At 36.3% G+C, this 24,628-nt stretch carries 15 protein-coding genes; 7 read left to right on the top strand and 8 right to left on the bottom strand.

Annotated elements, in window-relative coordinates; genetic code table 11:
• Positions 1-2: 2 nt before the first annotated feature.
• From NAT50_RS07510 to gcvP, 4 genes are all read right to left on the bottom strand, one after another.
• Positions 3-140 (bottom strand): hypothetical protein, encoded by a 138-nt coding sequence (locus NAT50_RS07510; RefSeq protein WP_250592602.1) that lies wholly within the window; start codon positions 138-140, stop codon positions 3-5.
• 472 nt (positions 141-612) lie between these two features.
• A complete protein-coding gene (locus NAT50_RS07505) occupies positions 613-2,067 on the bottom strand; it encodes a hypothetical protein (RefSeq protein ID WP_250592601.1) in 1,455 nt (484 codons plus the stop codon).
• Positions 2,068-2,624: 557 nt separating this feature from the next.
• Positions 2,625-3,683: a 3-oxoacyl-ACP synthase III family protein gene (locus NAT50_RS07500; RefSeq protein ID WP_250592600.1), complete on the bottom strand. Its 1,059-nt coding sequence runs from the start codon at positions 3,681-3,683 to the stop codon at positions 2,625-2,627.
• A gap of 206 nt (positions 3,684-3,889) precedes the next feature.
• Positions 3,890-6,739 (bottom strand): aminomethyl-transferring glycine dehydrogenase, encoded by a 2,850-nt coding sequence (gene gcvP / locus NAT50_RS07495; RefSeq protein WP_250592599.1) that lies wholly within the window; start codon positions 6,737-6,739, stop codon positions 3,890-3,892.
• Between the two features lie 238 nt (positions 6,740-6,977).
• On the opposite strand from gcvP, the gene NAT50_RS07490 reads away from it, so the two are divergent.
• From NAT50_RS07490 to NAT50_RS07480, 3 genes are all read left to right on the top strand, one after another.
• Positions 6,978-12,695, top strand: coding sequence for an alpha-2-macroglobulin family protein (locus NAT50_RS07490; RefSeq protein ID WP_250592598.1), 5,718 nt, complete (start codon positions 6,978-6,980; stop codon positions 12,693-12,695).
• 147 nt (positions 12,696-12,842) lie between these two features.
• A complete protein-coding gene (gene pbpC, locus NAT50_RS07485) occupies positions 12,843-15,230 on the top strand; it encodes a penicillin-binding protein 1C (RefSeq protein WP_250592597.1) in 2,388 nt (795 codons plus the stop codon).
• A 4-nt stretch (positions 15,231-15,234) separates the two neighbouring features.
• On the top strand, positions 15,235-16,041 hold the full coding sequence (locus tag NAT50_RS07480; RefSeq protein ID WP_262918623.1) for a UbiA prenyltransferase family protein: 807 nt from the start codon (positions 15,235-15,237) through the stop codon (positions 16,039-16,041).
• Positions 16,042-16,076: 35 nt separating this feature from the next.
• Here NAT50_RS07480 and NAT50_RS07475 read toward each other — a convergent pair whose 3' ends face one another.
• From NAT50_RS07475 to NAT50_RS07460, 4 genes are all read right to left on the bottom strand, one after another.
• On the bottom strand, positions 16,077-18,101 hold the full coding sequence (locus tag NAT50_RS07475) for a M3 family metallopeptidase (RefSeq protein WP_250592596.1): 2,025 nt from the start codon (positions 18,099-18,101) through the stop codon (positions 16,077-16,079).
• A gap of 235 nt (positions 18,102-18,336) precedes the next feature.
• A complete protein-coding gene (gene purE / locus NAT50_RS07470) occupies positions 18,337-18,822 on the bottom strand; it encodes a 5-(carboxyamino)imidazole ribonucleotide mutase (protein ID WP_250592595.1) in 486 nt (161 codons plus the stop codon).
• A gap of 92 nt (positions 18,823-18,914) precedes the next feature.
• Complete coding sequence (locus tag NAT50_RS07465) at positions 18,915-20,096, bottom strand: 5-(carboxyamino)imidazole ribonucleotide synthase (protein WP_250592594.1); 1,182 nt, start codon at positions 20,094-20,096, stop codon at positions 18,915-18,917.
• Between the two features lie 331 nt (positions 20,097-20,427).
• Positions 20,428-20,982 (bottom strand): hypothetical protein, encoded by a 555-nt coding sequence (locus tag NAT50_RS07460; protein ID WP_250592593.1) that lies wholly within the window; start codon positions 20,980-20,982, stop codon positions 20,428-20,430.
• Between the two features lie 74 nt (positions 20,983-21,056).
• Here NAT50_RS07460 and hpt point away from each other — a divergent pair, with 74 nt between their 5' ends.
• From hpt to obgE, 4 genes are all read left to right on the top strand, one after another.
• Complete coding sequence (gene hpt, locus NAT50_RS07455; protein ID WP_250592592.1) at positions 21,057-21,593, top strand: hypoxanthine phosphoribosyltransferase; 537 nt, start codon at positions 21,057-21,059, stop codon at positions 21,591-21,593.
• Between the two features lie 59 nt (positions 21,594-21,652).
• Positions 21,653-22,225 carry an adenylate kinase gene (locus tag NAT50_RS07450; protein WP_250592591.1) on the top strand — a complete coding sequence of 191 codons (573 nt, stop codon included), beginning with the start codon at positions 21,653-21,655 and terminating at the stop codon, positions 22,223-22,225.
• Positions 22,226-22,310: 85 nt separating this feature from the next.
• A complete protein-coding gene (locus tag NAT50_RS07445) occupies positions 22,311-23,540 on the top strand; it encodes a hemolysin family protein (RefSeq protein ID WP_250592628.1) in 1,230 nt (409 codons plus the stop codon).
• Positions 23,541-23,608: 68 nt separating this feature from the next.
• Complete coding sequence (gene obgE, locus NAT50_RS07440) at positions 23,609-24,610, top strand: GTPase ObgE (protein ID WP_250592590.1); 1,002 nt, start codon at positions 23,609-23,611, stop codon at positions 24,608-24,610.
• The last annotated feature ends 18 nt before the right edge of the window (positions 24,611-24,628 follow it).

Below are 24,628 nucleotides of genomic sequence, written 5' to 3'. Positions count from 1 at the left end.
TTTTAATCTTTCTTCCCTAAAAAATCACTAACTTTTTTATACAATTTTATTACGTAAAAAAGAATTATAAAAATAATTGCTAATGCAAAAATTTGCACTAAGAATAATTCTAAACTAAAATTTTCAATGTGTTTTTCCATTTTTTTATTTTAAAAGAGTAGTTTAATCATTTCCACAGAAATGATATTACCAGTTAATTGATTTAATTTTTATGACTATTTTCGATTTTATAGTATATAGTAAACCACACTTTTGTAATTGTGTTGAAAAAATATTCAAATCTTCACCTATTTTGAACTGCTTTAAAAAGTATCTGATAATAAATCGTCTTTTTTCATAAACTATATAGTAATTAAAAATAAACATAAAAATAAAGGGGGTTTGCAAACCCCCTCATTTTTATACTTACATAGTTAGTGAGATACTGCCTTATTTATTAAGAGTTTTTGTCAAGAAACTTTATTAACTTTTTATATAATTTTATAATAGCATATATTACAACTACCCAAATAATTATATTTATAAAAGGAATAATTGTAATGGCATAATCTAACCAATTTCCATTGTGAGCATCATCAATTTGTTCTAGATTCATCTTTTATTTTTTATTTGTTAATCAAAATACCATATCGATTCATATATGTCTCCATATGTTGAATCAACATACATGACAATTCGGATTTGTTGGTCGATTGTTAAACCATTAAATCCAGGAATTGTATAATTTTGTTTCATCGAACCATACAAAGTTACCTTATAATTGCCATTCGATAATTCAGTTATCGATGTAGCGTTGTTGTTTGGAAGCCATGAAGTAAAAGCATTTAGGCCATATAAATTGGAACTTATATTATTAGGAGATATAGTTAGTTTACCATTAATTTCCTTTCCAAATTTTATAAAAACTTTTACTCCACCCAATAAATTAATCTTAAATTTTTGTGTACTAGTGAAATTATTTTGTTGGGAAGGAAGTTCAATATTTTCAAAACTACTACTAAAATTTGTGTTATTATCTTGCAAGAATGTGTTTAGTTCATTCACACTATTAAAGCTTAAAGAATTTGATGCATCTAGATTGTTATTGAAACTAAATGTAGTATTGTTTAATCTCGCCAAATCAATCAATTGTTTAATGAATTCTACAGCTTTTAGTTCATATTCCCCGAATGGGTTTTTATTTTTATCAAGATATTCATTAACAGTTTCAAAAATAGTTTTATTTTGAAATAGAAAAAACTGTTGTTCAGGAGAAAGTTTTGTTATAAATTCAAAAAAAGTTGTATCTACATCTTCATCATTTGTAAAACCTTCTGGATCTTTTGGTTCATTTGGAGAGCTAACATATGTAGGTTCAAAAGAGTCACTGTTTCCTCCCGGACTTTCATAGTTGGAAGGAACAAAAGAAATACTGTTAAAGTCTATTGTTTCTGTAGTACTACCACCTGATTGATCATGAGAAAAACAAGCTATATATCTTTGTGGCTGAGCTTCGCAGTCGCCTTGTCCTGCAAAATGAGTTACTCCGTCGGCATTGGCACAATATATAAATTCAATGGTATAGCAATCAGAACTTGTTCTGGTGTTTTTTGAATTGCTATTTGTTAAAAGTTTAACTTTAGCAAAACCCTTGAAATTTCCTTCGTGGTGGTTTGCAGAGGTTCTGAAATATGTAATGTGTAATGCATTTTGGTTTCCATTTTTATCGACATTTAGTACGATGTTCTCAAATATGTTAAGATTTACAGTTTTAGGTTGTAAAGCGATATTGTAGGATAGGCGTCCGTTTTTTTCAACAATCTTTATCGGATCATTAGCGATTGTAAAACCGTATATTTTTTTGAGATTGCTCTTGGCTGTTACCCCTGATGTATTTTTGTTGTTGACTATTAAACTATTAAAAGCATTTTGGAATACATTGTCAACACTATATAATTTTTCAAAATTTACGAAAGAGGTTTTAATTGATTCTTGCTTGAAGTTTTCATTGGGATCATCTTGACTACAGGAAAGTATAATCGTAGTGATGAAAAATAATAATAATTTTGAAACATTTTTTAGTTTCATTTAGTTTGTTTTTTAATTTTTAGATTTTTGTTTCAACACAGTAAGGATGAAACGATAGACAATGATAAGGATTTTAACACATACAGGGTTATGGTTTTTCCGTATATTTTGTTAAAGTTTGGAAGTTGTGATCACAAGTGGAAATAGCGTTTGAGTCATGCAATTTTTATAATTCAATTTGTTTTTTATGTAAAACGTGTCAGACCTTGTTGATGCCTTTCGGTCAAAAGAACTGGATTTGGAATGCGTGAACAGAGAACTTGCTGAGGTGGATGCTTTTATTGCGGGAGTTACTGCGTACAAAGCCACTTTGTAAGAACAAAAGAGGGAATCAGAAATGACGCCCTTTTTTTGATTAACGGAATTAGTGAGTCATAGTGTTGAAAGATTCCGTTACTACGTTTAGCCCCATCGTAATTTTAGTAAACGATGGGGCGATTTCTTTTTTAGGAACTTCTTAAAAGTAAATAAACGATAACAAACTAAAACAAAAAAAAGCTCCTCAGAGAGAAGCTTTCCAACGTTTTGTAAACGGATTTTTACCGCTTACAGGCAAACTAACATTTGTAAACAATGGCATTAATGTTCATTCCGGCTCCTACCGAAGCAAACAAGATGACATCGCCTTTGTTGAGTTGTTGATTTTTTATTTCTCCCTTCACAATCAAATCATAAAGAGTAGGTACTGTGGCCACGCTGCTGTTTCCTAATTTGTGAATACTCATAGGCATAATTCCTTCTGGTGGAGTTTGCTTGTATAGGCGATAAAAACGTTGGATGATTGCTTCATCCATTTTTTCATTGGCCTGATGAATAAGTACTTTTTTAACCTCAGAAATAGGAATTCCACTTTTTTCTAAACAAGCAGCCATGGCTTTAGGCACTTGACTTAGAGCAAACTCGTATATTTTACGACCGTGCATTTTAATGTAGCGCACATCGGGATCATGATCTTTATTGAAGGAATTACCAAAAAATAAATAATAAGCTTCATCATACGTAAACGAAGCCGTTTCGTGTGCCAAGATTCCTCCGTCTTCTTTAGAAGCTTCTATAATAGTTGCTCCGGCACCATCGGAGTATATCATACTGTCTCTATCATGAATGTCTACAACCCTAGATAAGGTTTCGGCACCAATAACCAAACAACGTTTCGCCATGCCGGCTTTAATGTAGGCTTGAGCCTGAATAACGCCTTCTATCCAACCCGGACATCCAAAAAGCATGTCGTAGGCTACACATTTAGGATTTTTTATTCGAAGATCGTACTTCACTCGTGCGGCGAGACTCGGTAAGATATCGGTTTGAATGGCTCCTTTTTTAACATTGCCAAAATTGTGTGCAAATATGATATAATCGAGAGTTTCAGGGTCGATGTTGGCATCTTCAATGGCTTTTCTTGCTGCAATACTTGCAATGTCTGAAGCAAGAAGATCATCGGTTACGTATCTTCTTTCTTCGATACCAGTAATATCGTGAAATTTTTCTGTAATGGTTTCGTTAGGTAAAGGAAATGGTGTGCCGTCATCGTTAAGAAAAACATGTTTGGCGAAATCTAAATTGGTAACAATTTCAGAAGGTATGTAGCTGCCAGAGCCTGTGATTTTGATATTCATTTTGGGTATTTTTTGAGAATCACTAAATTAGTTAAACAAATTAATAGAATTTATGTAAAATTTTAATAAAATTTATTTTTGTCAATTTAGCAACAAAATAACATAAAAATTACAGTATTTATTTTTATAGAAGATTATAATGAATTACTCAATAAAAAAAACCCTTTCAAAACGAAAGGGTTGTCTTATTTGAGTGTTTTTAGAAATTAATTTTCCATATACACTTCAATCGGTGCACAAGAACAAACTAAGTTTCTGTCACCATAAGCATCGTCTACACGACGTACTGTTGGCCAGAATTTGTTCTCAGCAATATACTCTAAAGGATACGCTGCTTTTTCTCTTGAATAAGGGAAATCCCAACGATCAGCTGTTACCATCGCTAACGTATGTGGTGCATTCTTTAACGGATTGTTAGTGTCTTCTGCGGTCGCTTCAGCGATTTCTTTACGAATAGCAATCATAGCATCACAGAAACGGTCTAATTCCGCTAAATCCTCAGATTCAGTAGGTTCGATCATTAAAGTACCAGCCACCGGGAAAGAAACGGTTGGTGCGTGGAAACCATAGTCCATCAAACGTTTAGCAATGTCGGTTACTTCAATGCCGTTTTGTTTGAATTCACGACAATCTAATATCATTTCGTGAGCTGCACGACCCATTTCTCCAGAATATAAAATAGGATAATGACCTTCAAAACGCGCTTTCATGTAGTTAGCATTCAAGATCGCATGCTCTGTAGCAGAACGCAATCCTTTTGCGCCTAACATACTAATATATCCGTAAGAAATTAAACAAACTAATGCCGAACCGTAAGGTGCTGCAGAAATGGCTGAGATAGCGTCTTTACCACCTGTAGCTACGATTGGGTTGGTAGGTAAAAAGTCAACTAATTTTTCGTTCACACAAATTGGTCCTACTCCAGGTCCACCACCGCCGTGAGGGATAGCGAAAGTTTTGTGTAAGTTTAAGTGACATACATCAGCACCAATAGTAGCTGGGTTAGTTAAACCTACTTGTGCATTCATATTAGCACCATCCATGTATACTAATCCTCCGTTATCGTGGATTAATTGGGTAATTTCAATAATTGTTGACTCGTAAACTCCGTGAGTAGAAGGATAAGTCACCATTAAACAAGATAAATTGTCTTTGTGTTCGATGGCTCTTGCTCTTAAATCTTCTACGTCGATATTTCCTTCTGGGGTAGTTTTGGTTACAATGATTTTCATTCCTGCCATAGCTGCCGAAGCCGGATTGGTTCCATGAGCAGATGAAGGAATTAAACATACGTTACGGTGTCCTTCGCCACGAGAGATATGGTAAGCACGAATAGCCATTAAACCGGCATATTCGCCTTGAGCTCCCGAGTTAGGTTGTAATGAAGTTCCTTTGAAACCGGTTACCACGTTTAGTTGTTGCTCTAATTTTTTCAGCATGGTCAAATACCCTTGTGTTTGATCTGCTGGAGCAAAAGGGTGAATGCTACTCCAATTAGGCATAGAAAGCGGCAACATTTCTGCTGCTGCGTTTAGTTTCATTGTACAAGAACCCAAAGAGATCATCGAGTGGTTTAACGATAAATCTTTACGCTCTAATTTTTTGATATAACGCATCAACTGACTTTCTGAATGATGATTGTTGAAAACATCATGTTGTAAGAAAGCAGAGGTTCTTAATAATTGATTTTGAATATTGTTTTCAGTAGCTAATTCAGAAACATGAACGGCTGATTTGCCTACTGCTTCAGCAAAAATGGAAACAATAGTGTTGATGTCTGCTGTAGAAGTAGTTTCATTGAAAGAAATTGAAACACAATCGTTATTAGGGTAGAAGAAGTTGAATTCGTTCTTCTCAGCAATAGCGCGAACTTTCTCCGCATCGGCTTTCACTAAAAGGGTATCAAAATAAGCAGAATTTACTTGATTGATTCCTAGAGAAGCTAATGCTTTCGCTGTAGTTACTGCAGAAGCGTGTACTTTATCTGCAATATATTGTAATCCTTTCGGACCGTGATATACCGCATACATTCCAGCCATAACGGCTAATAATACCTGAGCAGTACAAATGTTAGACGTTGCTTTTTCACGTTTGATGTGTTGCTCACGTGTTTGTAATGCCATACGTAACGCACGGTTTCCATTGGTGTCTTGAGAAACTCCAATGATACGTCCCGGCATAGAACGTTTGTATTCTTCTTTGGTAGCAAAGTAACCGGCGTGAGGTCCGCCAAATCCCATTGGAATTCCAAAGCGTTGAGTAGTTCCTACTACTACATCCGCTCCCATTTCTCCTGGAGGAGTTAATTTTACTAACGATAAAATATCGGCGGCAACAGCAACTTTAATTTCTTTAGCTTTTGCAGAAGCGATAAAAGAAGCGTAGTCGTAAACTTGTCCGTACTTGCCTGGGTATTGTAAAATGGCTCCAAAGAACTCTTCAGAAAAATCAAAAGTTTCATGATCGCCTACTACCAATTCTACACCTATTGGAGTAGAACGAGTTTGTAATACCGAAAGGGTTTGTGGTAAAATTTCTTCCGAAACGAAGAATTTATTAGCATTGTTTTTCTTCTGATCGCGATTTCTTACATCGAATAATAATGCCATGGCTTCTGCAGCAGCAGTACCTTCGTCTAATAAAGAAGCATTGGCAATTTCCATTCCGGTAAGTTCAATAATGGTGGTTTGGAAATTCAATAACGCTTCTAAACGTCCTTGAGCAATCTCCGCCTGATACGGTGTGTAAGCGGTGTACCATCCCGGATTTTCGAAGATGTTACGTTGAATTACTGGAGGGACTATGGCAGGGTGGTATCCTAAGCCAATGTATGATTTGAAAACTTTATTTTTGGCACCCAATTCGGTGATGTGAGTGAGATACTCATATTCCGACATCGCTGGATCTAATTGTAAATCCTCTTTCAGACGAATTCCATCCGGTAAAGTTTCAAAAAGTAATTGGTCCATGTCTTTAACGCCAATGGTCTTAAACATGTGTTGTAGGTCAGATTCTCTCGGACCTATGTGTCTTAAAGCAAATGCATCTGTTCTCATCAGTTTTATGTACTGTTTGTAGTTGAATTTGAGTTTTGACTCAAATGGTTATCAAGTTGTGTTATTACGCGAACAAAAATAATTATATATTATTAAAACTGTAGTTAAAAGAGATACAATTTTTATCAAATTATGAACTAAAAATGTGATTTATTAACAGATTGATTTTATTGCTTGTTTTTTGAAAAAAGTCGTTACATTTACTTAAATAATCAAATTAAATAATTAAAGCTACTTTATGAAACTTCTAAGATTTGTCGGGGTTGCCCTGATTTTTTGTGTTCTTTTCTCCTGTGGAAAAAAAGCCGCCGATTTTGATTCTGATTTCGAACTTTTCAAAAATCAGATTTCGGCATTTACGTCTGGATTTGTCTCTGTAAAATCAGACATCAGGGTGCAACTAGCATTCAACAACCCCAACTGGAAGGTGAATCAGGAATTGGATGCGGATTTGTTGGATATTTCTCCCAGTGTTAGCGGGAAGGTAATTGCACTTTCCTCTAATACTCTTGCGTTTGTACCCGATGAAAAATTGGAGCAAAACACGTTGTATCAGGTTTCGCTACAATTAAACAAAATTACTGAAGTTCCGAAAGAACTGTCCGTGTTTAATTTCTCATTGAAAACCATCAAACAGGATTTTACGGTTACCACAGAGGACATTCAATCTTCGGATAAAGAAACGTATTATTTGAATGGGGTTCTGAAAACTGCCGATTTTTTAGCCTTTGAAGAAGCCGAAAAATTATTGGAATGCCATCAGAACGGAGATGATTTGAAAGTGGTTTTTGATAAAGACAATAGCTCTTCGACCGAATTTAAGTTTAGGGTAGAAGGGATCAAACGTTTTGAAAAAGCCAGTACGATTACTCTAGCTTGGGATGGAGATGCTTCCGATATTGATAGAGAAGGCGAATCGGAGATAGCAATTCCTGCCAAGGGAGATTTTAAGGTGATGGATATAAAGATTGGAGACGAAAACAATCAGTCATTATTGATTAATTTCTCGGATCCTTTACAAAAAGATCAGGATTTCAAAGGTTTAGTAGTTATAGAAAATACCAGTGAGGTAAAATATGCCACCATGGGTAACGTTCTGAAGGTGTATTTCTCTAATCAGGCTCCTATTCAATCAGAAGAAGTGGTTGAGGTGATTCCGACAGAAGTGGCTGTAGCAGCAGTAGATTCGGCAGCTTCAGTGGTAGAAGCAGCGGCGACAATGGTCAGTGCAGACACCGCAGTAGTTTCAGTTGACTCCGCTTCCAGTGTGCTCCCAGTGGAAGAGGTAGCTTATGAAGAGGAACAATATACCGAACCCGAAGCTATTGCCATAGCGGTTTCCGGAAACAAACTAGTAGAAGTCTTCCAAGGAATTAAGAACATCTACGGAGAAGAAATGGCCAACAATTATGCTGAAAGAATCGATTTTGATCCTATTAATCCTGCGGTGAAGTTTGTGAAAAATGGAACGATTCTGCCAAGTTCTAACAATTTAAAAATCAATTTTGCAGCAGCTAATCTTAAAAAAGTAGATGTAAAAATTTATAAAATTTATAAAAACAATATCCTCCAGTTTTTACAGGATAACGAACTTAATGGAGCGAATAATCTCAAAAAAGTCAGTCAGCCAGTGGCTAAATCCACTCTTGAGCTCAAACAAAATGAATTACTCGATTACACTAAATGGAATACGTATGCGTTGGATTTATCTAAAGTCATTACTCCCGAACCTGGGGCTATTTATCGAGTAGAATTTTCATTCAAGAAGAAATATTCTTTATTTAAATGTGCCGACGGAACTAACGATGACAGTCAAAACGATGAAGAAGAGCCCGAAGAGGACGACGTGAATTATAGCGGAACATCCGGTTACGATTATTACTATGAAGAAGACTACGAGTGGAGAGCGAGTCAAGATCCGTGTACCGATTATTACTATTACAATACGAAAGTATCTAAGAATATTTTAGCAACAGATTTAGGAGTTATCGCCAAACGAGGCAATAACAAGTCGGTTACGGTAGCGGTGAGCGATATAGTGACCACCGAACCTATTTCCGGAGCCACGGTAGAATTGTTCAACTACCAACAGCAGAAGTTAGCTTCTATGATCACGGATGGAAATGGGATGACTAATTTCGACCTGAAAAAATATGCCTATTTCGCCATTGTAACTAAAGGTAAAAACAGTACTTATGTTAAGTTAGATGATGAGCTTTCTTTGTCCATTAGTAATTTTGATGTTTCGGGTGAGAGCTTACAAAAAGGTCTAAAAGGTTTTATTTATGGAGAAAGAGGCGTTTGGCGACCAGGCGATTCTATTCATTTATCGTTTATTCTTAATGATAAGGCAAATAAGATTCCGTTACATCACCCTATTAAATTCCGTTTGAATGATCCTACGGGTAAAACAATTTACCAAACGATCCAAAAAGTAAACGAGATGAATCATTACAAGTTTGGATTACTTACGCAAACCTCGGCCATGACAGGAAATTGGGAAGCTGTGGTAAGTGTTGGAGGTGCTCAATTTTATAAAAGCGTTAAAATAGAAACGATCAAACCCAACCGATTAAAAATCAAAAGTAGTTTCAATGAAGGGATTTTATCAGCTTCTAAAAAGAATAGTAATACTATTCAGGTGTTATGGATGCACGGTGCGGTAGCGAAAGACTTAAAAACAGAAGTTCAGGCTAAATTCTCGCAACAGCAAACCATTTTCAAAGGCTATGATAATTTTGTATTTGATGATCCTACGCGTAATTTTTCCACGGAAGAAATTAATGTGTATTCCGGTAAAGTCAACCAGCAAGGAATGGTGACTTTCCCTATCAATCCCTCTCTGCAAGGACAGGCTCCGGGGATGCTCAAAGCGGCTTTTATAACCAAAGTATACGAAAATGGTGGTGATGTAAGTACGGATGTTGCTTCGGTAAAATATTCGCCGTATCCAACCTATGTAGGGATTAAAACTCCTGAACCAAACAAATACGGTTTGTTGGAAACCGGAAAAGTAAATCATTATGAGTTTGTCACTTTGGGAGAAAATGGCAAACCTAAATCGGTGAGAGGGTTAGAAGTTAAAGTCTACAAAATAGATTCCCGTTGGTGGTGGGACGAATCTTATGATAATATATCAAATTACAACACCACAACTTCTACAACAGCATACAAAACATTTATAATCAATACCGATGCATCGGGTAGAGGGAGTTTGAATTTCTCTGTTCCAGAACAAGATTGGGGACGTTACCTCATTCGCGCTATAGATCCTAATGACGGACATGCTTCCGGACAAACGGTTTTCTTAGATTATCCGTATTGGTCAGAGCGTTCTAAAAATACCGATGGAAAAGAAGCTACGATGCTTCGTTTTTCTACAGATAAAAAGGAGTATGCTGTAGGGGAAACAGCGAAGGTTTTTTTCCCTTCTAGTGAAGGAGGTCGCGCTTTAGTTTCAGTAGAGAATGGTTCCCGAGTGGTAAAAGCCTTTTGGGTCAAGACACAAAAAGGGGAAACAAAAGTCGATTTGGAAGTGACTCCAGAGATGGCTCCTAATGTTTATATTAATGTGACGATGTTGCAGCCGCATGCTTCAACGAAAAATGATTCACCAATCCGAATGTATGGTATTGTTCCGATTGCAGTGGTAGACAAACAGACGGTTTTAGAACCTGTGATTTCAATGTCAGAAGTTTTGAGACCTGAGCAAAAAGTAGCCGTAAAAGTGAGCGAAAAAACCGGTAAAGCCATGACCTATACCATAGCGGTGGTAGATGAAGGCTTGCTGGATCTTACCCGTTTTAAAACACCAAATGCTTGGGATAGCTTCTATGCTCGTGAAGCTTTGGGTGTTCGTACGTGGGATATTTACGATAATGTTATTGGAGCTTACGGAGGAAAAGTCAACCAGATTTTTAGTATTGGTGGAGATCAAGAGGCTGGTGGGGCACAAGCTAAAAAAGCGAACCGATTTAAGCCGGTAGTCATGTATTTTGGTCCTTTCAAATTAGGAAAAGGTGAAGCAAAAACGCATCAGTTTAAGTTACCAAAGTATATAGGTTCAGTAAAAACAATGGTAGTGGCGGCTAATGCAGCAAACAGTGCTTACGGTATGGCGGAGAAAGTCACTCCGGTTAAGAGTCCTTTAATGGTACTAGCTTCTTTACCAAGAAAAATTTCACCATCAGAAAAAGTAACTCTTCCGGTGACTTTATTTGCTACGGAAAAGTTTGTAAAAGAGGTAACGGTTCAAATTAAGACAAACCAAGCAGTAAAACTAGCTGGACCAACCTCACAAAAAATATATTTTGCCACCCCTGATGAAAAAATGGCTTATTTCGATTTGGTAGTCGGAAATACAACAGGAGTGGGTAAAATTCAAATTATAGCGACTTCGGGAGCGCAAAAGTCGGTTTATGAGGTAGAAATCGATGTAATGAATCCGAATCCAGTAACAACTGCTTTTACGGATGTTACTTTGGGCTCAGGAGCAAACAAAACCATTAATTGGAATAGTTTTGGTGTTGCGGGTAGTAATAAAGCAATGATCGAAATTTCATCAATTCCAACCATCGATTTCGGAAGAAGATTGAATTACCTGATTCAATATCCTTATGGATGTGTTGAACAAACCACTTCTTCGGTTTTTCCGCAATTGTATCTCACAGACGTGATTGATTTGGATTCTTCCAAAAAACAATCCATCCAACGAAATGTTACAGTTGCTATAGAAAAACTCACGAGTCTTCAGTTGGCTAATGGCGGATTTGCATACTGGCCGGGTAGTGCTCAAGCGGATGATTGGGGGACCACTTATGCAGGTCATTTTTTAATTGAAGCGGAGAAAAAAGGATATGCCTTGCCGATTAATTTTAAAACAAAATGGATTGCTTACCAACAAAAGATGGCAAAACAATGGCGTTTTGAAAGTCAGTACCAAAGTGATTTAGGTCAAGCGTATCGTTTGTACACTCTCGCTTTAGCCGGTGCGGCTGATTTGGCTTCGATGAACCGTTTAAGAGAAACCAAAAAACTTTCAAATGAGAGCAAATTGCGTTTGGCGGCCACTTATGCAATTGTAAAACAAAAGGCTGCTGGATTGGCATTATTAGCAAAAACGAATATAACCGAAACCTATTCGCCGTATTATTTTTACAGTTATGGTTCAGAAGACAGAAACCGAGCAATGACATTGGAAACATTGATTTTATTGGGTCAGAAGCAAAAGGCTTTCGCTACCGCAGTGACTTTGGCAAAAAGCTTATCGTCAGATCAATGGATGAGTACTCAAACGACGGCCTATTCGTTGTATGCAATGGCCAAATTCGCTCAATTCAATGGTGGAAAAGGCATTGATGTACAGTTCACTTCAGCCGGAAAAACGATAAAAATCAAGTCCACCAAAGCAATCGCGCAACGTGATTTGTTGGTGATAGGAAAAAACAATAAAGTATCGATTAAGAATAACAAACAGAATACTTTGTTTGTACGTGTGATACAAAGCGGAATTCTTCCGGTAGGTCAGGAAAAAGTAATGAGTAATAATGTAGTGGCTAAAGTGTTCTTCAAAGATCGAAAGGGGAATCCTGTGAATGTGACTAGAATCAATCAAGGAACCGAATTGGTAGCTGAGGTAGTTCTAACGAACCAAAAAGGAGAGTTTGTACCCAATATTGCATTGACTCAAATTCTTCCATCCGGATTCGAAATCGTAAATACTCGTTTCACGGATTATGGCAATGCTACAGAAAATATTGCGGATTATATTGATATTCGAGATGATAGAGCAAATTATCATTTTGGATTAAAGTCGAGAGAAACTCGTGTTTTTAAAATGTTAATCAACGCTTCGTACCTTGGTAAATATTATTTGCCAGGCGTGCAATGTGAAGCAATGTACGATAACAGTTTTGTAGCACGTAGTAAAGGGCAGTGGATTGAAATTGTAAAATAAAATGATGTATTAGGAAATCCGAAGCAAGATAAATTCACCTTCAGTAGGGCATTTTAAAGAAAGAGAAGTCAAATTCGTATGTAATGCGATTTCTCTTTTTGTTGCCATGATAGGTTTTATAATTTTTCGGACAACCTTTTTGATGATATGATTGATAAAAGAACACTTGAGAAGTATCCCAAACTTGTCAAGCTAGTGAATTGGATTAACGAGAACCGAAAAAAATCAATAGTAGCTTTTGTACTGTTGCTTGTGTACTATTTCTCGTTGCCACGAACGTTATTTGAAGAGCCTTTTTCAACGGTGATCGAAAGTAGCGAAGGAGATTTGTTGGCTGCTAAAATAGCAAGAGACGGACAATGGCGTTTTCCTGAACAAGATTCTATTCCTGATAAATTCAAACAATGTCTGATTTATTTTGAAGACGAATATTTTCCGTATCACTTCGGATTCAATCCTGTAGCAATGGTAAAGGCAATCCAACAAAATCGAAGTGCCGGAAAGGTGGTTCGTGGAGGAAGCACCATTACGCAACAAGTAATTCGATTGGCCCGAAAGAATAAGAAAAGAACATACTTCGAAAAAGGAGTGGAGATAATCTTGGCAACCCGATTAGAATTTAGACATTCCAAGGAAAGAATTTTAGAATTGTATGCGGCTCATGCTCCTTTTGGCGGAAATGTGGTAGGATTGGAAATGGCCGCCTGGCGTTATTTTGGCGTTCAACCCCATCAACTTTCTTGGGCCGAAAGTGCTACTCTAGCGGTCTTACCCAATGCACCCCGATTAATTTATCCGGGTAAAAATCAGCAAAAGTTATTGCAAAAAAGGAATGCTTTGCTCAAAAAATTAAGAGACCACGGTGTTATTGATGCAATGACGTATGAGTTGTCGTTACAGGAACCTTTGCCACAAAAGCCCTATCTTTTGCCACAAATTGCCCCTCATTTATTGGAAAAAGTAGCTTTGCAACAGGAAGGACAGAAAATAAGAACTACGGTAGAACTTTCGTTACAAAATAGAATCAATCAAATAGTAAGGCAATACCACAGTCAGTACAGCCAAAATGAAGTGCACAACATGGCAGTTTTAGTCATTGATGTGAAAAATAGAAATATTATAAGTTATGTTGGGAATTCACCTACCGATGTTTTGCACGACAAAGATGTAGATATTATCACGGCTCCCCGAAGTACCGGAAGTGTCTTAAAACCTTTGTTATATGCTTCGATGTTGGATGAGGGTGAGCTACTGCCCAATACGCTTGTTGCAGATATTCCAACACAGATCTCGGGCTATTCTCCTCAAAATTTCAACCTTACTTTCGATGGAGCAGTGCCGGCACAAAGGGCTTTGTCTCGTTCACTCAATATTCCGTCCGTATTAATGTTACAAGAACACGGGGTGCATAAATTCTATGAAACCCTGCGGCAATTCAAATTAAAAAATATCAACAAACATCCGGATCATTATGGTTTGTCATTAATTTTAGGTGGTGCCGAAAGCAATTTGTGGGATTTGTGCAAAACTTATGCTAATCTTACAGCGACTTTAAATCACCATGTTAAGACTTTTGGTCACTACCGTGAAAAGGAATTTGCAGAATTGAATTATCAAAAAGACTTCAAACAGGATTTTGGGGATGAGGTTAAAGAAAAGCCGATTCTTGGAGCAGGAGCGATCTATTTGACTTATAATGCCATGAAAGAAGTCAATCGCCCTGAAGCGGATGAAGCTTGGCGGTTTTATGATTCGTCCCTAGAAATCGCATGGAAAACAGGAACCAGTTTTGGAAATCGTGATGCATGGGCAATAGGAACCAACAGTGATTATGTGGTAGGAATTTGGGTAGGCAATGCTTCGGGCGAAGGTCGGCCGGAGTTAACAGGAATCGACAGTGCGGCGCCCATTTTGTTTGATGTGTTTAATCTCTTGCCAAGAAAACGTTGGTTCAAAACACCTTCGTATGATCTAGAAACTGCCGAGTGTTGTACTTTGAGTGGTCATTTAGCACAAGATAATTGTCCTAAAACCAAACAATTGATTCCTAAGAATGGTAAAAAAACGAAGGTTTGTCCTTACCATCAATTAATTCATCTAGATGCTTCAGAACAATTTAGAGTGAATAGTTCTTGTGAAAATGTAGAGAAGATGGTTTCTAAAAGTTGGTTTGTTTTGCCTCCAGTGATGGAATGGTATTATAAAAATCTTCATATAAATTATAAAACGTTACCTCCGTTTAGAAATGATTGCCAAGGAATGCAACTCAGTCGAATGGGATTTATTTATCCCAAAGGAAACAGTAAAATTTATTTGACTAAAAATTTTGAAGGGAAAATTCAGCCGGTGGTTTTAAAAGTAGCGCATAGTAATCGGGATTATAAATTGTTTTGGTACATTGATAACGAATACAAAGGAACTACCCAAACCTTTCATGAAATGCCTGTAGTAGTTCCTACTGGGAAGCATTTGATTACAGTGGTTGATGAGAAAGGAAACGAAATAAAACAATTCGTTGAAATTGTGAATGATTAGATTTTTGAAAAAAATACTCGATTTTTACATTAACGGAAGCATTCACGTGGCTTTGGCTGTATATGCTTTGGTGCAAATGACTTTTCATTTCTTCAGCCTTCCGTATGATCTGCCCATGGCTTTTTTTGCTTTCTTCGGCACAATTGTGGGCTATAACTTTGTGAAATACGAGGCGTTAATGAGGACTCAAAAAATGCAACGCACCGGAGAGAGAAAGGCTATTGTTGTATTGAGTGTTTTTTCTTTTCTGGCTACCGTTTATTATTTTTTTCAATTACAGAGAAATTCGCAATTACTCACGTTGTTGTTTTTAGGATTAATTATTCTGTATGCTTTGCCACTTTCACAAAAAATACAGAATGTTCGTAATTGGGCGGGAGTAAAGATTTATATTGTGGCCTTTTGTTGGGCGGGAGTAACACTTCTGCTGCCAATTATAAATGCCGAATTGGATTTCAGTATAGATGTTTGGTTAAAATTCATTCAGCGTTTTTTATTGGTAATTATTTTGATGCTTATTTTTGAAATTATTGATTTGAAAAAAGATGAGGCATCATTACAAACGGTTCCGCAGCAATTAGGAGTACCCAAGACCAAACAATTAAATCTTTTTCTTCTCGTATTCTTTTATGGTTTAGAATTATTGCAATCGGATTTTAAAATCACCCAGCTTTTGATTAATGCACTATTATTATTAGTGTTGGTCTTTTTTACTCTTTTTGCAAGTCCCAGACGTTCTGAATATTACACTTCTTTTTGGGTAGAAAGTGTGCCTATTTTTTGGTGGGTTTTGACTTTATTATGGAAATAAAAAACCGAAGCCTAAACTTCGGTTTTTAGAGAATTTTAAATCAATCCCGCTCTTTTTAGTAAGGCATCAGGATTGGGTTCCTGACCACGGAATTTTTTATATAAGGTCATCGGATGTTCAGTTCCGCCTTGTGAAAGAACATACTTCTGGAATTTTTCGGCAACTTCTTTATTGAAAATTCCTTTTTCCTGAAAATAAGCAAAAGCATCGGCATCGAGTACTTCGGCCCATTTGTAACTATAATAACCCGAAGAATACCCTCCTTGGAAAATATGTGAGAAAGAAACACTCATACAGTTTTCATCAACGTCAGGATATAGAGCAGTGGCTTCCATAGCCTTTTTTTCGAAGTTTTTTACGTTTTCTACAGTTACTGGCTGGCCATGATATTCCATATCCAATAGACCAAAGCTCAGTTGACGCAATGTGGCCATTCCTTCTAAGAAACTAGCACTTTCTTTAATTTTTTCTACATAGTGTTGCGGAATAATTTCGCCCGTTTCGTAATGTTTAGCGAATAAGGCTAACGCTTCCGGTTCGTAACACCAATTTTCCATTACCTGACTTGGCAATTCTACAAAATCCCAATATACCGAAGTCCCCGATAAACTAGGATAGGTTGTGTTGGCTAACATGCCATGTAAAGCATGTCCAAACTCATGAAACAAGGTAGTCACTTCGTTGAAAGTGAGCAATGAAGGTTTGGTTGCAGTAGGTTTGGTGAAATTGCAAACGATAGAAACATGAGGTCTCTCATTTTGCCCGTTTTTAATATATTGAGGTTTAAAGGAAGTCATCCAAGCGCCATTTCGTTTTCCTTTTCTTGGAAAGAAATCAGAATAAAAAATCGCTACCAGATTTCCATTGGCATCATTGACTTCAAAAGTATGTACATCTTCATGGTATTTGTCAATGTCAAAAACTTCAGTAAATGTAATGCCAAACAATCGATTGGCGATTTCGAAAGCTCCTTGTTGTACATTTTCTAATTTAAAATAAGGTTTTAACTTTTCATCATCCAAATGAAATAACTCTTGTTTTAGTTTTTCGGAGTAGTAAGCACCGTCCCATTTTTCTAACTGATCCAACTGGTCAAGTTTTTGAGCAAATGAAGTCAGTTGAGCAAATTCTCTTTCAGCAGCTGGTTTAGCTTTGTCTAATAAATCATTTAAGAAAGATTTTACTCGGTCAGGATTTTGTGCCATGCGTTCTTCCAAAACATAATGAGCGTGAGAAGGATAGCCTAGCAACTGCGCTCTTTCATGACGAAGAGAAACTATTTTTTTTACGTTTTCCTGATTATCAAAAGAGTTGTCTTGAAAAGCCTTTTTCCCGTAAGCAATTGTTATTTCCTTTCGAAGTTCACGATGGTCTGCATAAGTCACAAAAGGCTGGTAGCTAGGAAAATCTAAAGTAAAAATCCAACCTTCCTTATTGTTGTTTTTTGCCAAAGCATGCGCAGCTTCAACAGCGCCTTCCGGTAATCCTTTGAGTTCTTCCGGGTTAGTAATGTGCAGTTGGTAAGCGTTGGTTTCGGCTAGGACATTTTCCCCAAAGGTTAATTTTAATTTTGCTAGTTCGGTGTCAATTTCTCGTAGACGTTCTTTTTTGTCTTCGGCCAATAACGCTCCGTTTCTAGTGAAACTTTTGTATTTTTTTTCTAAAAGGGTAGTTTGTTCTATGGTTAAATTGAGAGTATCTTTTTGATTGTAAACAGATTGAATGCGTTCAAAAAGGGCTGTGTTTAACGTGATGTCATTACTTAGTTGGGTGAGCAAAGGAGAAATTTCCTGAGCTAGTTTTTGCATTTCATCACTAGTTTCTGCCGAATTTAAATTAAAAAAAATGCTGGTAATACGATCCAGTTGTTCGCCCGCAAATTCTAAAGCTTCAACGGTATTATTGAAAGTAGGAGTTTCCTCACTAGTAACAATTGTATTAATTTCATGCTTTGTTTGGTTGATACTTTCCTGAATAGCAGGTAGATAGTCCTCGATTTTAATCTGAGAAAATGGGGCTGTATTGTGTTTTGTGGTAAAATATTTTGTAAGTATATTCATAATTATGTGTATTTCATCGATTTTATTTGCTGTATAACTAAAAAATAATTATGTTTGGACAGTAAACCATGAAAATGAAATTGTAGCTATCATTTGGCTTCAAATTTACGATATATAAAATTTAAATATTGATTTAACCCATATCGATATTTATGTTTGTGTTACTTAAAAGCTCCTAAATACCACATTAAGGAGCTTTTTTCGTATATGGGAATCAGTTTTATTGCTTGATCAATTATTTTTTTAGATTTTCTGAAGCCTCTAAAACAGCTTGTTTTAATCCGTCTTTGTAAAAAATAATTTTGTCTAAAACACATTGGTCGTGCGCACCGATGATTTGCGCAGCTAATATTCCGGCATTTTTGGCTCCATTAAGGGCAACAGTGGCAACGGGAACGCCACCAGGCATTTGAAGAATAGACAATACAGAATCCCAACCATCGATAGAATTACTGGATTTCACAGGAACTCCAATAACAGGAAGTGGACTCATACTAGCCACCATTCCAGGAAGATGTGCAGCACCACCTGCTCCGGCAATAATTACGGAAATACCTCGGGTGTGTGCTTTTTTACTAAAATCGAATAATTTTTCAGGAGTGCGGTGCGCCGAAACAATATCAACTTCAACGTCTATGTCAAATCCTTTTAAGATATCTATGGCATCTTGCATTACCGGCATATCCGATATACTTCCCATGATTACAGCTACTTTGCTCATAATGGTATTGTGTGTTAGTTATTGTATAAGTAAAAACAAATTTCAGGTAACTCTGTTGCTTTATTCGTTGATTGGTTTCTTTAAAAAACTTTTTATTCCGTTTCTTGTTCCAATTCTACGGGTTTGCTAATCACTCGTATTGAATTTTTTACCTCTTCAGCTATCTTTCTGGCTTCTTTCATGTCTTCATTGACAATGGTTACGTGTCCCATTTTTCGGAACGGACGTGTTTCGCGTTTCCCGTAAATATGTGGTGTAACTCCATCGATAGCCAGTATTTTATCAATATTTTGATAGACTACAGGACCTGAAAAATTTTCGTCACCAACTAGGTTTACCATTACTCCAGCTACCTTGCTTTCAGGATTACCAAGCGGCAAATCTAATATGGCTCTTAAATGTTGTTCGAATTGGGAAGTGTAACTGGCTTCTATACTGAAATGTCCAGAATTGTGAGGACGAGGAGCTACTTCGTTAACTAAAATTTCATCGTCTTCGGTTAGAAACATCTCAACGGCAAGTAATCCCACATGGTTGAAGGCTTTAGAAACTTGTAGCGCAACTTCTTGTGCTTTGCTGGATACTTTTTTACTCACTCTTGCCGGACAAAGTACATATTCTACCTGATTGGCTTCGGGATGAAATTCCATTTCTACTACCGGATAGGTTTTTACTTCGCCTTTAGGATTTCGTGCAACGATAACGGCTAGTTCGTTTTTAAAAGGAACTAAAGCTTCTGCCAAACATTCTACATCGGGAAGATTAATTAAGTCTAAGGTAGATCGCACAATTTTTACACCAGTGCCATCATAACCTCCTTGAGCGCTTTTCCATACAAATGGAATTTCCAATTCGTTGTTTTCAACCGCTTTTTGAATGTGGTATAAATCAACAAATCGACGGTGAGGAGCCGTTGGGATATTGTGCTCTACATAAAAATCTTTCTGACGACCTTTGTTTTGAATGATGCGTAATGTTTTAGGCGATGGATAAACCAACTTGCCTTCAGATTCTAATTTTTCTAAGGCATCGAGATTTACATTTTCTATTTCGACAGTCAGTAAATCAACTAATTTACCAAATTCATATACGACATCATGTTCTAAAAAACTGTCGTTGTAAAAAAAGTTGCATCCAAACCGAGCTGGAGCTTCTTCGCTAGGGTCTAAAACAAAAGTTTGTATGTCGAATTTTTGTGTTTCGGTAAGAAGCATTTTACCTAATTGGCCACCGCCAAGAATTCCTAATTTAAAATTAGAAGAAAAATAATCCATTGTGTTGTTGTTTGTTGCGCAAAGATAGTATTTTTCAAATTGAGACCCAAAAAGCTACTCAAGAAGAACGTTATTTTGTTCGGAAGTTATAAGTGACAAATATTTTATTTTTAAAGATAAAAAAGAAAAGCTCGATTGGGAAATCGAGCTTTTCAGAGGCAAAACAGAAACATCAAAGTTCATGAGATTACAAAAAAATAATGTAATTAGAGTTCTCTAAAATGTGTTAATGTATATCAAAAAAAGTGAAGTACTTTTCTTAATTCAAGACAAAGGTAAGGACAAACCACAAAGGCAGAATATGGTTTTCCCATACTTTTTGTTAAAGTTTTCAGTGTTTTTTCATGGTCTTCCCCAAAATATTTTTAGCGATAGCCTTGTATGCGGGACTGTGAGTGTGATAACCTTGTTGAAGTATCGTATGAAGTTCCTCGTAAATCCAAGGATGTTTTTTGTTTAAAATGAATAAGGCCTTGATGCAATAAACTTTGGTTGCTACTTTTTCGTCTTTGATGAGCCGGTCAAAACAGATTTCGATAAGTTGTGTTTCCTGATGCAGTGTAAGGGAGATTCCGTTGGCACGATGATTGCTTTTGGTCAAAAACAAGCAGATTTTGGAAGCAGAACGAATAGCAGAATCGTTTTTAAATTGTGGTGCATGATTTAAAAAAAGAGAAACGTAAGGAAGTACCGTTTTTAGTTTCTTTTCGCAAACTAATTCTAGTATCCAGCAAGCTTGGTGCTGATTTTTATGGTCGGGATCAACTGCTGTAGCAACCACCACTTTTAAATAATCTTGGTTTCGTAAGGCTAAATTCCTATTGCGTTCCCGATCTTTTCTGTAAGCAGTACATTTTTCAATTTGTAGAGTATATTCTGAATTCATATTTCCAAAAATAAATAATTTCTTCTAACTGAATCTGAATTTATTATCTTTGCCGTTTATTTTCAAACACAACTATGGAGATTAAGTTACACGACAAGTATTTTGAGCCTTTTATATCGGCACAAGAAATTGATTTTGCAATAGCCAATCTGGCAAGACAAATTGAGGATGATTTTCTGGATGATGTTCCTGTTTTTATTGGTGTCTTGAATGGCTCTTTTATGGTTGTATCTGATTTGATGAAACATTATAACGGTGACTGTGAAGTGTCTTTCGTTAAAATGGCTTCATACGAAGGAACCCAAACTACCAATGAAGTAAAACAATTAATTGGATTAAATCAGAATTTAGAAGGGCGTACGGTTGTAATAGTAGAAGATATTGTAGATACTGGAAATACAGTAGAAGAGTTGAAACATCTTTTTAAAGAACAAAACGTAAAGCATTTCAAAATTGCTACTTTGTTTTTTAAACCGGAAGCCTATAAAAAAGACATCAAATTGGATTACGTAGGGATCAGAATTCCTAACAAATTCATTGTTGGATTCGGATTAGATTATGATGGACTAGGTAGAAATTTAAAAGATGTATACCAGTTATCAGAAAAATAATCATATAGTTACATCGGCTATAAACCATAAAAATTAAACAATTTAAACTAAAATTAAGAATGATCAATATTGTTCTTTTCGGAAAACCAGGTGCAGGAAAAGGCACACAAGCAGAATTTTTAAAAGAAAAATATAACTTAACTCATTTGTCAACGGGAGATATTTTTCGTTTTAACATGAAAAACAATACTCCTCTTGGAATAGAAGCGAAGCAATATATTGATAGAGGAGACTTGGTTCCAGATAGTCTTACCATTAATATGCTTCAAGATGAAGTAGATAAAAACCCAGAATCGGCTGGATTTTTATTCGATGGTTTTCCAAGAACTCTGGCTCAAGCAGATGCATTGGATCAGTTTTTAGCTTCAAAAGGGCAGTCAATCACGGCTACCATTGCTTTAGAAGCGGATGATGAGATTCTAGTGAAACGTTTGTTAGAGCGCGGAAAAACTTCAGGACGTGCAGACGATCAGGATGAAGAAAAAATTAGAAATCGTTATCAGGAGTACAACGAAAAAACGGCTCCTTTAATGGATTATTATAAACAACAAAATAAATTTTATGCTGTTGATGGTATAGGTACAATTGCAGAAATTACAGCTCGTTTGAGTAATGTAATCGAAAATTTGTAAATTAGGATCCAAAGTATAATCAAATTGTAAACAATTGGAAATAGTCATAATTTTCTTGCTGATTTTATTGAATGGAGTTTTTTCCATGTCAGAAATCGCACTCATATCAGCAAGAAAGAATAGGTTAGAAACCGCTGCCAAAAAAGGCAATACGAGTGCGAAAACAGCTTTAGATTTGGCCAATTCGCCAAACAAATTTTTATCTACTGTACAAATAGGAATTACACTTATTGGTATTCTTACGGGTATTTATTCTGGTGAAAAAGTAACAGAAGATGTAAAACTATTTTTTGATGGTTATCCATTTTTCCAACCTTATTCAGAGAGTTTGTCGGTTGGGATAATTGTGGTAGCCTTAACTTTCTTTTCGTTGGTTTTAGGAGAATTGCTGCCAAAACGCATCGGATTGAATTTTCCTGAAACTATAGCCAAAACAGTCGCTGTACCCATGAAAATGATTTCAACGGTAATGGCTCCTTTTATTTGGTTATTGACAGTTTCAACAGATTTTGTCTTAGATGTTTTTAAAATCAAGCCTACGGCTGATGGAAAAGTAACCGAAGAGGAAATCAAAGCCATTATTAAGGAAGGTACCGAAGTAGGAGAAGTTCAGGAAATTGAACAAGATATCGTGGAACGCGTTTTTCACATTGGAGACCGAAAAGTAAATTCTTTAATGACTCACCGTAAATCGGTAGTGTATTTATCATTAGAAGACGGTTTAGAAGAAACCAAAGCCAAAGTTTTAGATGAGTTGCATTCGGTTTATCCGGTTTGTGACGACAATCTAGACAATATTATTGGGGTAGTTTTGTTAAAAGATCTGTTCTTAAGTTTCGAAAAAGGAAATTTCAACCTGAGATCGATACTTAAAGAACCGGTATATTTTATCGAACATACTTCTGCTTATAAAGCATTGGAGAATTTCAAAAAAACAAAAGTACATTATGCTTTTGTAACCGACGAATACGGTATTCTACAAGGAATTATTACCTTAAATGATATTTTAGAAGCTCTAGTGGGTGATGCTTCAGATTTTTATGAAGAAGAGTTTCAGTTAATTGCCCGTGAAGACGGTACTTGGTTGGTTGATGGTCACTATTCTTTACATGATTTCTTGACGTATTTCGATTTAGACGATATCATCAACGATTATGAGGTAACAACGGTAAGCGGATTGATTATGACTGAGTTGTCTTACATCCCAAAAGTTGGAGAGAAGTTGATATGGAATAAAATGGAGTTGGAAGTAATGGATATGGACGGCGTTAAAATCGACAAGGTTTTAGTACGTTCTTTAAAAGATGTAAATTAGTTCTCAGGAGTAGTTTTCAGTCTCAGTTGCTGAAAATTGCAACTGTTAGTATAGATTAGAGATTAAATATGACGGAAGGGAATTTTGTAGATTATGTAAAGATTTATGCTTCATCTGGTAAAGGTGGAAAAGGATCTTCGCATCTGCATAGAGAAAAGTTTATTGAAAAAGGAGGCCCAGATGGTGGAGATGGAGGTCGCGGAGGCAATGTAATATTGGTGGGGAACAAAAACTTATGGACATTGTTTCATTTGAAGTTTTTGCGACACGTTAAAGCAGGACATGGTGGTGATGGAGGGAGTTCTCGTTCTACAGGACATGATGGTGAGGACAAATACATTGAAGTACCATTAGGAACGGTTGTTAAAGATAAAGATACCGATGAGGTTTTGTTTGAAATCACTGAAGATGGAGAACAAAAGATCCTTGTGAAAGGTGGAAAAGGCGGTTTGGGGAACTGGCATTTTAGAAGTTCTACCAATCAAACACCTCGTTATGCCCAACCAGGAATGCCTGGGGAAGAAATTGATGTGATTTTAGAGTTAAAAGTATTGGCAGATGTAGGTTTAGTAGGTTTTCCTAATGCTGGAAAATCAACTTTATTGTCCGTGTTAACTTCTGCAAAACCTAAAATTGCCGATTATCCATTTACAACCTTAAAACCTAATTTAGGAATTGTAGCGTATCGCGATTTTCAATCGTTTGTGATTGCAGATATTCCAGGGATTATTGAAGGGGCTGCGGAAGGCCGTGGATTAGGACATTATTTCCTACGCCACATCGAAAGGAATTCGACTTTGTTGTTTTTAATTCCAGCCGATGCTGATGATATCAAAGAGCAATATGACATCTTGTTAGATGAATTAAGACGATACAATCCGGAAATGTTAGACAAAGAACGTTTGGTAGTAATTTCTAAATGTGATATGTTGGATGATGAATTGAAAGAAGAAATGAAACAACAATTAGACAAAGATTTTAAAGGAATATCTTATATGTTCATTTCATCCGTTGCACAACAAGGGTTGACAGAATTGAAAGATAAATTATGGAAAATGCTAAACGAATAGGTTAGTTATAAAATAAAA

It is taken from the genome of Flavobacterium luminosum, assembly GCF_023635005.1.
GTDB lineage: Bacteria > Bacteroidota > Bacteroidia > Flavobacteriales > Flavobacteriaceae > Flavobacterium > Flavobacterium luminosum.
This window is presented reverse-complemented; position numbering and strand designations above follow the sequence as displayed.

What these genes read in the sequence shown, in the direction of transcription:
- NAT50_RS07510 (WP_250592602.1), bottom strand. Translation starts at nt 140, where the DNA reads ATGGAAAAACACATTGAAAATTTTAGTTTAGAATTATTCTTAGTGCAA.
- NAT50_RS07505 (WP_250592601.1), bottom strand. Translation starts at nt 2,067, where the DNA reads ATGAAACTAAAAAATGTTTCAAAATTATTATTATTTTTCATCACTACG.
- NAT50_RS07500 (WP_250592600.1), bottom strand. Translation starts at nt 3,683, where the DNA reads ATGAATATCAAAATCACAGGCTCTGGCAGCTACATACCTTCTGAAATT.
- gcvP (WP_250592599.1), bottom strand. Translation starts at nt 6,739, where the DNA reads ATGAGAACAGATGCATTTGCTTTAAGACACATAGGTCCGAGAGAATCT.
- NAT50_RS07490 (WP_250592598.1), top strand. Translation starts at nt 6,978, where the DNA reads ATGAAACTTCTAAGATTTGTCGGGGTTGCCCTGATTTTTTGTGTTCTT.
- pbpC (WP_250592597.1), top strand. Translation starts at nt 12,843, where the DNA reads ATGATTGATAAAAGAACACTTGAGAAGTATCCCAAACTTGTCAAGCTA.
- NAT50_RS07475 (WP_250592596.1), bottom strand. Translation starts at nt 18,101, where the DNA reads ATGAATATACTTACAAAATATTTTACCACAAAACACAATACAGCCCCA.
- purE (WP_250592595.1), bottom strand. Translation starts at nt 18,822, where the DNA reads ATGAGCAAAGTAGCTGTAATCATGGGAAGTATATCGGATATGCCGGTA.
- NAT50_RS07465 (WP_250592594.1), bottom strand. Translation starts at nt 20,096, where the DNA reads ATGGATTATTTTTCTTCTAATTTTAAATTAGGAATTCTTGGCGGTGGC.
- NAT50_RS07460 (WP_250592593.1), bottom strand. Translation starts at nt 20,982, where the DNA reads ATGAATTCAGAATATACTCTACAAATTGAAAAATGTACTGCTTACAGA.
- hpt (WP_250592592.1), top strand. Translation starts at nt 21,057, where the DNA reads ATGGAGATTAAGTTACACGACAAGTATTTTGAGCCTTTTATATCGGCA.
- NAT50_RS07450 (WP_250592591.1), top strand. Translation starts at nt 21,653, where the DNA reads ATGATCAATATTGTTCTTTTCGGAAAACCAGGTGCAGGAAAAGGCACA.
- NAT50_RS07445 (WP_250592628.1), top strand. Translation starts at nt 22,311, where the DNA reads ATGTCAGAAATCGCACTCATATCAGCAAGAAAGAATAGGTTAGAAACC.
- obgE (WP_250592590.1), top strand. Translation starts at nt 23,609, where the DNA reads ATGACGGAAGGGAATTTTGTAGATTATGTAAAGATTTATGCTTCATCT.